The organism is Micromonospora haikouensis (assembly GCF_900091595.1).
GTDB classification, from domain to species: domain Bacteria; phylum Actinomycetota; class Actinomycetes; order Mycobacteriales; family Micromonosporaceae; genus Micromonospora; species Micromonospora haikouensis.
Genome location: NZ_FMCW01000003.1, coordinates 168,598 through 183,063, shown reverse-complemented (window position 1 = coordinate 183,063; position 14,466 = coordinate 168,598). Strand labels below are relative to the sequence as shown.

Genomic DNA, 14,466 nt, shown 5'->3' with positions numbered 1-14,466 from the left:
CGACGCGGCCAGCGGGCCCGGTCAGCGGCCGAGGCGGCGGCGGACCATCCCGACCACCTCGGTGATCTCGCCGATCCGCAGCACCATGGCGAGCCCGAGGTACGTCCCCGCGATGACCGCGCCGCCGACGACCAGCCGGAACACGGCCTGCGGCCAACTCAGCGTGTCGCCGCCCGGCAGCAGGTTCACCACCAGCAGGCCGGCCAGCGCGGCACCGAGCGCGGCCACCAGGACCTTGCCGAGGGTACGCAGGATCCCGCCCAGCCCGATCCGGCCGACCCGGGGCCGCAGCAGCAGCGCGGAGAACACTGCGGCGGCCAGGTAGGAGACCGCGTTGCCGATCATCATCCCCGCCGCCGCGAAGGTGGCGGAGAAGGCGGCGAACAGCGCGATCTGCACGCCGATCCGCAGCGCCACCACCGGAATGTTGATCAGGGCCGGGGTGCGGGTGTCCGGGAGCGCGTAGAAGGCGAACGTGAACAACTGGCTGACCGCGAACGGGACCAGGGCCAGCGCCGCGACCAGCAGCACCAGCGAGGTGGCGGTGGCGTTCTCGTCGCTGAACGCGCCGTAGCGGAACAGCGTCACCGACAGCGGGCCGGCGAGCACCGCGTAGCAGACCGCGATGGGGGCGAGCACCGCCGTGACCGTCCGGGTGCCCCGGGACAGGTCGGCGGCGAGGTCGGAGTATCGGCCGTCGGCGGCGGCGGCGCTCATCCGGGGCATCAGCGCCGTGATGATCGACACGGCGATGATGCCGTGCGCCATCATCAGCAGCAGGAAGACGTTGTTGTAGATCAGCGGGCCGGCGGCGTTCTCCCGGCCGGCGCGGTTGAGCAGGTTGAACAGGACGATCAGGCCGATCTGGCTGACCGCCACGTAGCAGAACATCCACGCGCCGAGCCGGCCCAGCTCGCCCAGGCCCAGCGCCCGGAAGTCGAACCGCAGCCGCCAGCGGAACCCCACCTTGCGCAGGGCCGGCAGCAGCCCGGCCGCCTGGATCGCCACCCCGAGCAGGGTGCCGCCGCCGATCAGCAGGATCCGCCCGGTGGTCATCTGCTCCGGGTCGACGATCTCCGCGCCGAAGATGGCGATGTAGAGGCCGACGGTGCCGATCACCACGAGGTTGTTCAGGATGGGCGCCCACATCGGGGCGGCGAAGTGCCCCCGGGTGTTGAGCACCGCGCTGATCAGCGCGCTGAGGCCGGTGAAGAAGATCATCGGCAGCATCAGGTACGACAGGTCGGTGACCAGCGACTGGTACTCGCCGCTGGACTTGTCGCTCGCGTACAGCGAGGTCAGCAGCCCCGCGCCCAGGACGGCCAGCAGCGCCGCGGCGGCCAGGGTGAGCACCGCGAGCGTCAGCAACCGCTGCGTGTACGCCTGCCCCCGGTCCGCGTCGGCCTTGCGACGGCGCACCAGCACCGGGATCAGGACGCTGGTGAGGATGCCGCCCAGCAGGAACTCGTAGACCATCCCCGGCAGGATCTGCGCCGTCGTGTACGCGTCGCCGACCAGCGCCCCGCCCAGCGCGGCGGTCAGCGCCAGCGTGCGCAGGAAGCCCGTGCCCCGGCTGACCAGGCTGCCGATCGCCATCACCGCGCTGTTCGTCGCGGCGCTGGCCTCGGCGACCTGCTCCTGGGGCGGCGCGGTCGACTCGATCGCGGGCTGGTTCAGCGGCTCCGCCGAGATGAAGGTGGCGTCGTCGCCGGGGGGCCGGCCGCCGCCCTGCGCGGCGTTCGCGCTGCGGTAGAGACCGCCGCTCATCTCCAGCCTCCCAGGGGTACGTCGGAGCCGGGCACCGGCCCGCACACCATGACCATAGTCAACACCTGCTGGTTACCCGCGCCCGGCGGATCAGGCCCCCGACCCGACCGATAGGCTGGCGATCCCATGTCCGAAGCCTCCGCACCCCACGCCGCCGACCGCCGCGAACTCACCGCCGCGCAGCGCAACGCCGTCGCCGAACTGCTCCGCGTCTCGCCGGTCGCCGACGAGCTGGGCCGCCGCTTCGCCGACGCCGGCCACGAACTGCACCTGGTGGGCGGTTCGGTGCGCGACGCCCTGCTCGGCCGCCTCGGCGACGACCTCGACTTCTGCACCGACGCCCACCCCGACCAGACCCTGCGGATCGTCAAGGGCTGGGCCGAGTCGATCTGGGAGACCGGGCGGGAGTTCGGCACCATCGGCTGCCAACGCGACGGGCTGCGGCTGGAGATCACCACGTTCCGCGCCGAGGCGTACGACCAGGTCAGCCGCAACCCCGTCGTGGAGTACGGCACCAGCCTCACCGAGGACCTCAGGCGTCGCGACTTCACCATCAACGCGATGGCGGTGAGCCTGCCCGCGCACCGGTTCACCGACCCGCACGGCGGCCTCGACGACCTCGCCGCCCGGGTGATCCGCACCCCCGGCACCCCCGCCGAGTCCTTCGGCGACGACCCGCTGCGGATGCTGCGGGCCGCCCGGTTCGCCGCCCAGCTCCGCTTCGCGGTGCACCCCGACGTGCGGGCCGCGATGACCAGCATGGCCGCCGACCTCGACCGGATCACCGCCGAGCGGATCCGCGACGAGTTCACCAAGCTGCTCTGCGGCGCGGACCCGATCACCGGCCTGCGGCTGCTGGTCGACACCGGCCTGGCCGACCGCTTCCTGCCCGAGCTGACCGGGCTGAAGCTGGAGATCGACGAGCACGCCCAGCACAAGGACGTCTACGAGCACACGCTCACCGTGGTCGCCAACGCCGTGTCGTACGAGACCGACGGGTGCGACTTCGTCCTGCGGATGGCCGCGCTGATGCACGACGTCGGCAAGCCGGCCACCAAGGCCGTCGGGCCGGACAGCCGGGTCAGCTTCCACCACCACGAGGTGGTCGGCGCCCGGCTCACCAAGGCCCGGATGAAGGCCATGCGATACCCGAAGGACGTCACCGCCCAGGTGGTCAAGCTGGTCGGCCTGCACCTGCGCTTCTACGGGTACGGCCGGGGCGAGTGGACCGACTCGGCGGTCCGCCGCTACGTCACCGACGCCGGTGACCTGCTGGCCCGCCTGCACAAGCTGACCCGTTCGGACTGCACCACCCGCAACCGGCGCAAGGCGGCGGCCCTCGCGGCCGACTACGACGCCCTGGAGGAGCGGATCGCCCGGATCGCCGCCGAGGAGGACCTCGCCCGGGTCCGCCCCGACCTCGACGGCAACGCCATCATGGAGCTGCTCGGCGTGCCGCCCGGGCCGATCGTGGGTCGGGCCTGGAAGCACCTCAAGGAGCTGCGCCTGGAGCGCGGCCCGCTGGACCGCGACGAGGCCGAGGCGGAGCTGCTGCGCTGGGCCCGCGAAGAGGGCGTCGGCGGCTGATCGCCGGGTTCACCGGATGCTGTGGCTCCACCGGCGCGGCCTGTCGGGAAACTGACGACGCGACGGTAGCGTATCGACCGATCGGCTGAGGTAATTCCCTTCGACCAGCGTCCATGATGATGCAACATCATCGTGGCCTCCTGTCCATTTCAGTGTGAGGCCTGATTCATTGTTCTCGGCCGTCCGAGGTGGATGGCCGATGCTGCAACGGGGAGATCTCTTTGACACGTCGTGGCGTAATGCGCCGCTCTGCGGTGGCCGGGCTCGCCCTCGCCTCCGCGACCTCCATCGCCCTCGCCACCACCGGCGGCGCGGCGATGGCCGAACCGACCCCCCAGGCCAGCCCGGAGCCGGCCGGCGTCGAGGCGTCCAGCCTGGACGCCGCCGGCAACCCGGTGCGGCCGAACCTGACCGCGCCGAAGCGGTCGCAGGCGCGTGACGGCCTGACCAAGGGCGTCGTGCCGGGCCGCTACATCGTCAAGCTGAAGAACGGCAAGGCCGCCGCGAGCACCACCCGCAGCACCGTCAAGGCGCTCACCAAGGCCAACGGCGGCAAGGTGCGGAAGGTCTTCACCGGGGCCCTGCGCGGCTACTCCGCGCAGCTCACCCCCGCCGAGGCGAAGCGGCTGGCGGCCGACCCGGACGTCGCGTACGTCGAGCCGGTGCGCAAGGTCTCGGCGAGCGGCACCCAGACCAACCCGCCCTCGTGGGGCCTGGACCGCATCGACCAGACCACCCCGGCGCTGACCAAGTCCTACACGTACCCGTCGTCGAGCGGCGTCACCGCGTACATCATCGACAGCGGCATCAACATCAACCACCAGGACTTCGGCGGCCGGGCCAGCTCCGGGTTCGACGCGGTCGACGGCGGCGACGCCGCCGACTGCAACGGCCACGGCACGCACGTGGCGGGCACCGTGGGCGGCACGACCTACGGCGTCGCCAAGGACGTCGACCTGGTCGCGGTCCGCGTGCTCGACTGCGAGGGCTACGGCTCGACCGAGGGGGTCGTCGCCGGGATCGACTGGGTGACCAACAACGCCCAGCAGCCCGCGGTGGCGAACATGAGCCTCGGCGGCGACGTGGACCCGGTGCTGGACGACGCGATCGCCACCTCCATCGGCCAGGGCATCACTTACGTCGTCGCCGCCGGCAACGAGGCCGACGACGCCTGCGCGTACTCGCCGGCCCGCGCGCCGGCCGCCATCACCGTCGGCGCCACCGACCGGGTCGACATGATGGCCGGCTTCTCCAACTACGGGACCTGCCTGGACACGTTCGCCCCCGGCGTCGGCATCACCTCGGCGTGGATCGGCGGCACCACCGCGACGGAGACCATCAACGGGACGTCGATGGCCGCGCCGCACGTGGCCGGCATCGCCGCCCAGCTGCTCGCCCAGAACCCGAACTGGACGCCGCAGCAGGTGCGCAACGCCGTCGTCACCAACGGCGTCTCCGGCGCGGTGCTCGGCCCGGCGGGCAGCATCGACCGGCTCGCGCACGTCGGCGCGACCCCGGTGAGCCGCGACAACGTCGGCCTGCGGGCCCGGGTCAACGACTCCCTCGTCGTGGCCGAGAGCGGCGGCGCCAAGCCGCTGATCGCCCGCAGCTGGCAGCTCGGCGGTTGGGAGAAGTTCGACATCAGGCCCGACCCCGCCGGCAGCGGCATGGTCACCCTCAAGTCGAAGGCCAACGGCAAGTTCGTCGCGGCCGACGGCGGCGGCAGCAAGCCGCTGATCGCCAAGAGCACCTCGGTCAGCACCTGGGAGCTGTTCCAGCTCGTCCACAACACCGACGGCAGCGTCAGCCTCAAGGCGAAGGCCAACGGCAAGTACGTGGCCGCCGACGGCGCGGGCAGCAAGCCGCTGCTCGCCAAGAGCGCCAGCATCGGCGCCTGGGAGAAGTTCGACCTCGAGGCACCCAACCCGATCGTCAGCGTGAAGGCCAAGGCCAACGGCAAGTTCGTGGCGGCCGACGGCGGCGGCAGCAAGCCGCTGCTGGCCCGCAGCACCTCGGTCGGCTCCTGGGAGAAGTACGAACTGGTCGACCTCGGCTACGGCTGGATCGCCTTCCGCGCCCTGGTCAACAACAAGTACGTGACGGCGCAGAGCGGCGGCTCCCAGCCGCTGCTGGCGAAGGCCGGTTCGATCAGCGACTGGGAGGCGTTCTACGTCGGCTGGCACCACCCGGACGGCACCGTCCACCTGTACGCGAACGCGAACGGCAAGATCGTCAAGGCGGACAGCGGCGGCAGCAAGCCGCTGATCGCCAAGAGCACCTCGGTCGGCGCCTGGGAGCAGTTCACCATCGGCCTCGCCTGACCGACCCGCACCACATCGGCGCCCGTCGGCACCGCCCCACACCCGGGGTGGTCCGGCGGGCGCCGGCCTTTCCCCGTACACACGAAGCCGGCCGGGCCACGACGGGCCCGGCCGGCTTCGTGTTGCTGATCAGGGTCAGCGGTCGACGGCGGTGCCGTCCACCGTGGCCGCCTCGGTGCCGTTGCGCGCCGCGCCCAGCTTGGCGAGCAGGCCGGCCAGGTCGATGCCCGTCAGGTCGGTGCCGAGCTGGAGGCCCTGCGCCACGTTGCTCGCCACCGACTTCGTCAGCGTCGACGCCCCGTCGGTGGAGATGACGGTCAGCTTGTCGATCGCGCCGATGGGCGCGCTGGCAGCCTCGACCACCTGCGGCAGCACCCGGACCAGCAGGTCCAGCACCGCGGCCTCCCCGTACGCGGCGAACGCCTCGGCCTTGCGGGCCATCGCGTCGGCCTCGGCCTGGCCCTTGGCGAGGATGGCCGCGGCCTCCGCCTGGCCCTCCCGCTCGACGGCCTCGGCGATCGCGGAGCGCCGACGCTGCTCGGCCTCGCCCTCCTTGGCGCCCTCGATGGCGTTCGCCTCGGCCAGCGCGGCCCGGCGGGCCCGCTCGCCCTCACCGGTGAGCCGGGCCTGCTCGGCCTCGGCCTGGGCGGCGGCGATGGTGGCCTGCCGCCGCGCGTCGGCGTTGAGCACCGCCGCGTTGCGGGCCGCCTCGGCCTCCTGCTCCACCTTGTACCGGGCGGCGTCGGCCGGCTTGCGCACCTCGGTGTCGAGCTGGCGCTGCTTCAGCTCGGCGTTGCGCTCGGCGACCTTCTGCTGCTCCGAGAGGATCGCCTGGTCCCGCTCGGCCTGGGCGAGCGGACCGGCCGCCGCCGACTTCGCCTTCGCCGCGTCGATCTCCGCCTGGATGGCGGCCTGCTTGAGCGACAGGTTCCGGTTCGCCTCGGCGATGGCCTCCTCGGCGAGCAGCCGCTCCTGCTCGGCCTGCTGCCGGGCCCGGGCCTCGGCGATCGCCGCGTCCTTGAGCACGCGGGCCGCCTCCGGCCGCCCGAGGTCCTGGAGGTACGAGCCCTCGGCCACGATGTCCTGGAGCTGGAAGGTGTCCAGCACCAGCCCCTGGTTGGTCATCGAGTGCTCGGCCTCCTCGGCCACCGCGCTGGCGAACGCCGCCCGGTCCCGGATGACCTCCTCGACGGTGAGCCGGCCGACGATCGACCGCAGCGCGCCGGCCAGCACCTCGCGGGTGAAGTTGTCGATCTCGTCCTGCTGGTGCAGGAAGCGCTGCGCAGCGGCGCGGATCGCGTCCTCGGTGCCGCCGACCTTGACGATGGCGACGCCGTGCAGCTCGGCCCGGATGCCCTGCTTGCTCACGGCGCCCTTGATGCCGACGTCGATGCGGCGGCTGGACAGGTCGAGCGACTGGAGCTTCTGCACCACGGGCAGCACGAACACCGACGCGCCGAGGACGACCTTCTGGCCGGACGTGTCGGTGGACCGGCCGCCGTCGGCGGTCTGCGTGGTCCGGCCCTTGCGGCCGGTGACGATGAACGCCTCGTTGGGCCCGGCGACCTTGATCCGGGACAGCACGAACATGATGAGGACGACGACGAGGAGCACCGCGCCGCCGATGGCGATGAGAAGGGGCATACGACTTCCGCTCTGCGACAGGGGAGGGGACGGTGGGGTCAGTAGGTCTCGACGTGCACGCTGGTCTCGCTCAGGGCCTCGACCACGAAGATCTGCTCGCCCATCCCGATCGGCCGGTCGGCGCGGGCGTTGAGCTTGACCGGCTGACCGGCGACGCGGACCCTGACCTCGCCGTAGCCGTCCACGGGGATCGGGGTCACGACCAGGCCGAGCGCGCCGACGAGGTGGTGGCGGGTGGGCGTGGGGTCGGTGCGCATGGTGCGGGCCGCCCGGCTCATCCGGGCCGCGACCCACGCGGTGGGCACCGCCGCCACCGCGCCGCCGGCCACGGCCGCCGCGACCATCCCGGGGGTACGCGCACCGAGCAGCTCGTTGACGATCGCCGCGCCGAAGCCGAACGCGCCGGCGAACCCGGCGACCGCCTCCAGGGACACCGGACCGTCGGCACCGGGATGGCTGAAGTGGAACAGCTCGGTGCCGAGCAGGGCCAGCGCCAGCACGCCGACGCCCGCCCCGCCGATGATCAGGAAGATGAGCGTTCCGGTGGCCACGACCTGCACGGTAGCCACCCCGTGCAAGGTCATCCGGCGTGGCGCGGGTTGCCCCGTGACCGGGGCGACGAGGGCGTTCCGGCCAATCGGTCCGGCCGGAACCGGCTGCCGCATCCGTCGGGTCGAAGGCACCGAGGTCAATCACACCTAAAGCATCTTCCGCTGCATACCGCGTAAACCATCCTGCTTGGAAGCTACAAATTCCCGCCGAGTGGGAGTCGATCATGTCGCGCCAGAGGAGGCCCTTGCCCTGGCAATGAGTTTGCACCTAGCATATTGACGCCCTCGAATTAATTGACCAAGGGTGATCCTTCTGATTCGAAACCTTGACGCCACCTCTCCTCTTTGTGGGGTGTCGGCAGGGGCATTCTTCGTGAGCGAGGAGGAGCGATGAGAGAGATCAGAATCAGCCGACGGGGAGGGTTTGCCGCGCTGGGCGCGGGCCTGGGCGCCGCCCTGCTCGGCACAAGCCTCGCGGGCCAGGCGAGGGCCGCCTCGCGCGGGGCCCCGTCCCACGACAGTCGGCCGAAGAAGGACGCAGTCGGCTACAGCATCACGATTTCGAACGCTTCTGCGCTGGATGGCATGAATGCCATCCTCTTCCAGGAGAACCCCGTGCTTCCGAGTGATGCGGTCACGCTCGCCTGGATGTCGAAGATGTGCCACCCGTCGACGACGATCGAATATCAGTGGACCATCGACTACAACTTCGTCTGGGGTCAGGTCGGAACGCTCGTCCCCGGGACGCAGTTCGTGGCAGGCCAGATCCTGGAGGCCGACCTGACCCAGAACAATCTGGTCACCCTCTCCTATGTGGACGGCGGCTTCGAACTCGGCCCGACCAGTTCGTCCGGAAAGAATGGAAGCCTGATAATCAAGGAGGACGACACCGTCCCGGGGCCGGGGAACGACGACCAGGGAAGCGTGGGCATCGGCATGTCGGGGGCCGGCACGTTCGTGGTGCCGACGGTGCCGAACACCGGGGTCGAGTTCGACCCCAAACCCACCTACTGGGTCGCCTTCGGGAGTTTCGCGAGCAGCGAGGTGATGGACGTCTCCGAACTCACCCAACCGGCCAAGGTGGTGTACCCCGACGGCATGACCAGCGCCAAGGCCGTCTTCGACGGCAAGGAGTGGACCATCTCCTACGGGAACTGACGTCGCCGGTCCGCCGGCCGCCCGCCCCGTCAGCTCGGGGCGACGGTGACGATCCGGTCGACCAGCTCGGGCGGGAGCGGCTGCCGCACCAGCTCCCGCCCGGTCGGGTCGGCGAGCACGAAGTCCCGGTCGCCGTACGGGCGTCGGTAGAGCAGGCGGTCGTCGGTGACGAAGGCGGCGTCGGCGGCCGGCAGGGACCGGACGACCCGGCCGTCGGCGGTCTCGACGAGCAGCGGTTCGCGCTGGCCCTGCACCACCACGAGTCGCCCGTTCGGCGACCAGGCCCACGGGCCGGCCGGGTCGCCCGGCATGGCGACGAACCGGGTGGGCCGGCCGTCCTCGGCGGAGAAGAGCTGCACGCCCCGCCGGGGATGCCGGGCGGACTCCGACTGCGGCCCGCCCGAGCCGGTCTGCTGGAGCGCCACCTCCCGGCCGTCCCCGGCCCAGGTGAAGAAGCAGTAGTCGGTGCAGAAGTAGCGGTCCGTGTCGACGGGGAACGTCCGGACCCCGCCGTCGGCGTCGAGCACGCCGAGGCGCATCGGCTCGCCCTCCCCCTGGATGGTCAGCAGGAGGCGGCGGCCGTCCGGCGACCACTGCGGCTGCATGAGCCACTTTCCGGTCCGGAACCAGTCCGTCCGCCGCCGGGCCGCGTCGGCCAGGCCGATCTCCCCGGGCCGGTCCTCGTCGGCCAGGGCGGTGAGCGTGCCCTCCGGTGCGGGCCACACCCCGTCGTATCCCTGGACAGGGCGGTAGCGGCCCTGGCTGCGGTCAAGCACCCAGCCGGAGCCGCCCTGGCTGGAGCCGCCCCGGCCGGCGCCGGTGACCACCCAGCCGCCGGGCAGGGCCAGCGGCGAGGCGCTCCAGCTCGGCCCCGGGGTGGGCAGCAGCTCCGGGGTCGGGGTGACCGTAGCCGTCGGCTCGGGCACCGCCGGCCGGACCGGTGACTCCGGCCTCAGCAGCACGAACGGAAGCGCCACGGCAGCGACGGCGACCAGTGCCGCGGCCGCTGCCACCGCCGCCCGGCGACGGGCCCGCAGCCGCCGGCCGCGCCGCATCGCACCCGCCGCCAGGTCCGGCGCCGGCCGCGCCTGGCGAGCGAGATCACGTACGGCCGCCCGCAGTGCCTCCTCGGCCGGGGAACTCATCGGGACACCTCCGGGCGATCTGCGTACTCGGCGAAGGCCGGCACGAGCCGGCGCAGCTTGGCCAGGGCCCGGGACGCCTGACTGGCCACCGTCCCCGTCCGGCAGCCCAGCAGCGCGGCGGTCTGCTCGACGCTCAGGTCCTCCAGGTACCGCAGGGTCAGCACGGCCCGCTGCCGGGGCGGCAGCGTCAGCAGGGCGTCCCGCAGCAGCATCCGCAGGTCGGCGTCGTGGCCGCTGTCCCGCTCGGCCGGCACCTCGGGCAGCGCGTCGAGCGGCACCTCGGGCCGCCGGGCCCGCCGACGCCAGCCGGAGACCTGGTCGTGGTAGAGGATCCGGCGCACGTACGGTTCGGCGTCGCCCCGGATCTGCGGCCAGCGCGTGTACGCCTTCGCCAGCGCGTTCTGGAGCAGGTCCTCCGCGCCGTGCTGGCTGCCGGCGAGGGCGTACGCGACACGCAGCAGGGCCTCGCCGCGGTCGTTGACGAACGCGGTGAACTCCCCGTCGGTCACCTCAGCCACCGTCCACCTCCGATGGTCAAGACGCCGGCCGGGGCGGGAAGTTTGCCTCACCCGGCGGCCGGATCGGGCCGGAGCCGGTGGGCGGGGTGGGCGGGGTCGGGGCGTGTCGCGCTGGCGGGGGAGAATGGGGCGTGCGCTGGACCGTGCTCGACTCCCCGATCGGCGAGTTCTCCGTGGCCACCGACGACGACGCCGTCTGCGGCACGCACTTCGGGCGGGTGGAGACCGCCGTCGACGTCCCCGGCGACGAGCTGTCCGGCCGGGCCGTGGCCGAGCTGCGGGCGTACTTCGCGGGGGAGCTGACCGGGTTCACCGTGCCGGTGGCGGTGCGCCGGGGCTCCGAATTCGAGCGCGCGGTGTGGCGGGAGATGGCCCGCATCCCGTACGGCGAGACGTCGACCTACGGCGAGGTGGCCCGGCTGGTCGGCGGCGGCGACCCGGGTGCGGCGCGGGCGGTCGGGGTGGCCTGCAACCGCAACCCGATCCCCGTGATCGTCCCCTGTCACCGGATCGTGGGCGCGGGGGCGAAGCTGGTCGGGTTCGGCGGCGGCCTGCCGCGCAAGGTGAAGCTGCTGGAGCTGGAGGCCGGCGTCGCCCTGCGCCGCGCCTGGTCCTGACGGCTGGCCAAGCGTCCCGACCACCACTCACTACCCCACCTACCCTCCCACCCCACCCCTCCGCACCTCCGCACCTCCCGCCCACCCACCCCACCCGCGTCGATCTTGCAGTTTCGGCCCCGGTAAAAGGGATGAAAGCCTCAATGGTGGGGCCCAAAGTGCAAGATCGGCGCAGAAGCAAGGCGGGGTGAGGGAGTGGCAGTGTTTCTGGGAGCGAGCGGGGTCCTCGCGTTCCTCGGTGCGCATCCTTTCCGTCCGGACATCGACTCTGACGCCGAAACCGGGTAGATCTTGGTGCAGAACGGCCCCTCTGGGGGCCGAAACGTACCAAGATCTCCGAAGCTGTGGGGCGTACCAGGCAGGCAAGATCGTGCTCAGTCGCGGATCGAGCACGATCTTGTGCGGGGAGAGCGGGCCGCCAGGGGCTCAGGCGAATCGTCCGGCGCGGAGGTCGGTGAGGAAGGTCGCCCAGTCGGCGGCGGGAAAAAGCAGCGTCGGGCCGGTGCGGTCCTTGCTGTCGCGGACGGCGAACCGGCCGCTGCCGTCGAGCACCGGCCCGGCCTCGACGCAGTTGCCGCCGCCGTTGCCGCTGCGGGTGCTGACGCGCCAGGTCACCGGCAGTCCGGTGCTGGTCGATCCGCCGATGCTCGCCATGTGCTCACTCCAGACGCGCTTCCAGATCGAAGAGGATCCGCTGCGCGGCACCGTTTCGCAGCGCCGCCCGGCGCAACCGATCGTAGCGCTGGTGCAGCGATTCGGCCTTCTCCCCTTCCACCACCACGGCTCCCACTGCGGTGGAGACGCAGCCGGCCGGCGGGTAGGGGCGGCGCATCCGGAAGACGTCGAAGGTGCCGTCCGGGCACGCATGGGCTCCCGCCCCGGCCGGCAGGATCATGACCTCGACGTTCGGCCAGCCGGCCATCTTTCGCAGGTGGGCCAGTTGGGCGCGCATCACCTTGGGGCCGCCGACGACCCGCCGGAGGGCGCCCTCGTCGATCACCGTGGAGAGCCGGACCGGCTCGGGCTCCTCCAGCCGCTGCTGGCGCTGCATCCGCACCTCGACGAAGCGGGCGATCTGCTCGTCGTCGGCGGAGTCGTCCCAGGCTCGGATCAGCGCCTCGGCGTAGGCCCGGGTCTGCAACAGGCCGGGGACGACCGAAGCCTGGAATGACCTGATCTCGGTCGCGCGGCTCTCCAACCAGATCCAGTCGATCAGCGACCCGGCGAGGTTGGCGCTGAACCCGTCCCACCAGCCCTTCTGCCAGGCATCCTGGGCCATGGTCTTCAGGTCCTCGCGCCGTCGCGAGTCGTCGACGCCGCACAGGTCGAGGTAGGCGAGGACCTCGGGCACCCGGGGCGGGATCGTCCCGGACTCCATCCGGCTCACGGTGGAAGCGTTGCGGTTGATGTAGTCGCCCATGTCCTTGAGCGTCAGCCTGGCGCTCTCCCGCATCGCCCGGAGTTGCTGGCCGATCCACTGGGCCCGGAGTGTCGCCGCCTGCTCGTCGACCATCCCGCGCTCCCTGCCCCGCTGAGCCTTCGCCGCCATGCAGGACAGCATGGCCCGAGAAACGCTGATTCGCAATCTTGCGTAGTCGCGATTCGCCATGCATGCTGCGTGTGGCTGTGGTTACCGAAGGTGATCGGCGGTCGAGGTAGGACGGACCGGGGCGGGTCGGCTTGGCGGCATGCCCACCCCGGTCCGGGAACGAGCCGAACGGGAGACACATCGCGATGGATGGCGTCCCGGGGTACGACTCCCCGACTGTCTACCACGCCGCACCCGTCACGAGCGGGCAACGGCGTGCGTGCGTTGTGCGTACCGCTTCGGTTGTCTGCCGGGGGGTGCGCTGACCCGACAGCGCATCTCCCGGCGTCGAGCCGGGCGGGCGCGCGGACCCCGCCGCGAATCCCCCTCGCGGCGGTGTCGGACCGCGCCCGCCCCTCCGGCGAGGGGTACGCACGAATGGGGCTGCACGAGAACTGGCCGGGGTCGTGACCGGGCGGAAGCTGCCGGTGCTGGTGCGGGCCGCGTGGCTGGTGTTGGAGCACCACCGGCACCGTCGGTGTCGGGCGTGCCGCGACGGGGGTGGCTGTCCCGCCGTCGAGGTGGCGCGGGCCCGGATCAGGGCGTGGCGGCGGTGCGGGTCGTGAGTGCCGAGGCCAGGGCCGGGGACGTGGTCCACGTGACCGGGGCAGCCAGCGTCCAGTTCGTCAGCCGGCCGATCGTGGCTCGGGTGATCCGGGTGCGGGACGACATGGTCACCTATCACGGCTGGTGCTGGCTCGACGTCTACCAGCTCGACGCGAGGGGCGAGGCGACCGAGCGCCGCACGATCTTCGTACGCCCGGACGGGCTCCGGCGAGGGGCGATGAGTACGTGACGACTGTTACACATCTCGCTCCCGGTGCGGCCGCATCCGACCTCCCCGTCGGCCGGGTATGCGCGGCGTAAGGAGAAGCAGTGCCCAGCTTGGTTGACGTGACCCCTGACAGGCTATACAAATCTGGTATGGCCTTCACTCTGACGCTCAAGCCCGAAGTGGAACAGCGGCTCCGTGAGCTGGCCGAAGCCGAGCACCGCTCGATGCACAAGACCGTCGAGGTGGCCATCGAGGCGTACCTGGATCGCCAGGAGCGCGACGAGTGGACTCGCCAGGCCGCCCGGCGGGTCTTCGAGGAGGACGCCGAGTTCTTCGAGATGCTGGGAGACCGGTGACCCAGCCCTGGCCCGAGCCGGAGGACCTACTGATTCTCCTGTCGGAGCACACCGGCCCGCAGAGTCGGGTGCGGGACCCCGGCATCCTGGTGGCTGCCGCAGCCCGTCCGCACGCCCGGATGCTGGGGCGTGCCGTCTACCCCACCGTGCTGGACAGGTCGGCTGCGCTTCTGCACGGAGTGATGATGTGGCGACCACTCGACATGTGGAACGCCGGGCTCGCCTGGGCGGCGATGCGGGTCCTCATCGCGCGTTCTGGCTTTGTGCTCAACATGCCAGCCAAGGAGCGGATGGCGTTGACCGATGCGATGGCCAGCGGCGAGGTCGACTCGGTGGACGAGATCGCGCTGCGGCTGTCGCCGTACCTGGGGATGGCAGCCTGGACGAACCACGGAGGGCCGGGTCCCGACGGACCCGGCCCTCCGTGATCGTGCTGTTG

The 14,466-nt window shown here is 71.8% G+C and carries 14 protein-coding genes; 7 read left to right on the top strand and 7 right to left on the bottom strand.

Annotated elements, in window-relative coordinates; genetic code table 11:
* Nucleotides 1-21 precede the first annotated feature (21 nt).
* A complete protein-coding gene (murJ, locus tag GA0070558_RS04355) occupies nt 22-1,767 on the bottom strand; it encodes a murein biosynthesis integral membrane protein MurJ (RefSeq protein ID WP_091275984.1) in 1,746 nt (581 codons plus the stop codon).
* 126 nt (nt 1,768-1,893) lie between these two features.
* Between murJ and GA0070558_RS04350 the strand changes: the two genes are divergently transcribed.
* On the top strand, nt 1,894-3,354 hold the full coding sequence (locus tag GA0070558_RS04350; protein WP_077935348.1) for a CCA tRNA nucleotidyltransferase: 1,461 nt from the start codon (nt 1,894-1,896) through the stop codon (nt 3,352-3,354).
* A 239-nt stretch (nt 3,355-3,593) separates the two neighbouring features.
* Nucleotides 3,594-5,675 carry a S8 family serine peptidase gene (locus GA0070558_RS04345; RefSeq protein ID WP_141722161.1) on the top strand — a complete coding sequence of 694 codons (2,082 nt, stop codon included), beginning with the start codon at nt 3,594-3,596 and terminating at the stop codon, nt 5,673-5,675.
* Nucleotides 5,676-5,810: 135 nt separating this feature from the next.
* On the opposite strand, the gene GA0070558_RS04340 is transcribed toward GA0070558_RS04345, so the two are convergent.
* Both GA0070558_RS04340 and GA0070558_RS04335 read right to left on the bottom strand, forming a co-directional pair.
* A complete protein-coding gene (locus GA0070558_RS04340) occupies nt 5,811-7,319 on the bottom strand; it encodes a flotillin family protein (protein ID WP_091275981.1) in 1,509 nt (502 codons plus the stop codon).
* Nucleotides 7,320-7,357: 38 nt separating this feature from the next.
* A complete protein-coding gene (locus tag GA0070558_RS04335; protein WP_091276266.1) occupies nt 7,358-7,903 on the bottom strand; it encodes an NfeD C-terminal domain-containing protein in 546 nt (181 codons plus the stop codon).
* 357 nt (nt 7,904-8,260) lie between these two features.
* Between GA0070558_RS04335 and GA0070558_RS04330 the strand changes: the two genes are divergently transcribed.
* A complete protein-coding gene (locus GA0070558_RS04330) occupies nt 8,261-9,028 on the top strand; it encodes a RhiA family protein (protein WP_176734100.1) in 768 nt (255 codons plus the stop codon).
* Nucleotides 9,029-9,057: 29 nt separating this feature from the next.
* Here the strand turns inward: GA0070558_RS04330 and GA0070558_RS04325 are convergent, their stop codons facing one another.
* Both GA0070558_RS04325 and GA0070558_RS04320 read right to left on the bottom strand, forming a co-directional pair.
* Nucleotides 9,058-10,173, bottom strand: a complete 1,116-nt coding sequence (locus GA0070558_RS04325; RefSeq protein WP_091275978.1) for a TolB family protein — start codon at nt 10,171-10,173, stop codon at nt 9,058-9,060.
* Nucleotides 10,170-10,691, bottom strand: a complete 522-nt coding sequence (locus GA0070558_RS04320; protein ID WP_091275974.1) for a SigE family RNA polymerase sigma factor — start codon at nt 10,689-10,691, stop codon at nt 10,170-10,172. The genes GA0070558_RS04325 and GA0070558_RS04320 overlap by 4 nt, the downstream gene beginning before the upstream one ends.
* A gap of 131 nt (nt 10,692-10,822) precedes the next feature.
* Between GA0070558_RS04320 and GA0070558_RS04315 the strand changes: the two genes are divergently transcribed.
* A complete protein-coding gene (locus GA0070558_RS04315; RefSeq protein WP_091275969.1) occupies nt 10,823-11,308 on the top strand; it encodes a methylated-DNA--[protein]-cysteine S-methyltransferase in 486 nt (161 codons plus the stop codon).
* A 426-nt stretch (nt 11,309-11,734) separates the two neighbouring features.
* Here GA0070558_RS04315 and GA0070558_RS04310 read toward each other — a convergent pair whose 3' ends face one another.
* Nucleotides 11,735-11,962: a DUF397 domain-containing protein gene (locus GA0070558_RS04310; RefSeq protein ID WP_091275965.1), complete on the bottom strand. Its 228-nt coding sequence runs from the start codon at nt 11,960-11,962 to the stop codon at nt 11,735-11,737.
* 4 nt (nt 11,963-11,966) lie between these two features.
* Nucleotides 11,967-12,821 carry a helix-turn-helix domain-containing protein gene (locus GA0070558_RS04305; protein WP_091276263.1) on the bottom strand — a complete coding sequence of 285 codons (855 nt, stop codon included), beginning with the start codon at nt 12,819-12,821 and terminating at the stop codon, nt 11,967-11,969.
* 637 nt (nt 12,822-13,458) lie between these two features.
* On the opposite strand from GA0070558_RS04305, the gene GA0070558_RS04300 reads away from it, so the two are divergent.
* The 3 genes from GA0070558_RS04300 to GA0070558_RS04290 all read left to right on the top strand — a co-directional run bounded on the left by GA0070558_RS04300 (nt 13,459) and on the right by GA0070558_RS04290 (nt 14,455).
* Entirely contained in the window at nt 13,459-13,692 is a 234-nt protein-coding gene (locus tag GA0070558_RS04300) for a hypothetical protein (RefSeq protein WP_091276260.1), read from the top strand.
* 128 nt (nt 13,693-13,820) lie between these two features.
* On the top strand, nt 13,821-14,027 hold the full coding sequence (locus GA0070558_RS04295; protein WP_141722160.1) for a ribbon-helix-helix protein, CopG family: 207 nt from the start codon (nt 13,821-13,823) through the stop codon (nt 14,025-14,027).
* Nucleotides 14,024-14,455, top strand: coding sequence for a hypothetical protein (locus tag GA0070558_RS04290; protein WP_091275958.1), 432 nt, complete (start codon nt 14,024-14,026; stop codon nt 14,453-14,455). Before GA0070558_RS04295 ends, GA0070558_RS04290 begins: the two co-directional genes overlap by 4 nt.
* The last annotated feature ends 11 nt before the right edge of the window (nt 14,456-14,466 follow it).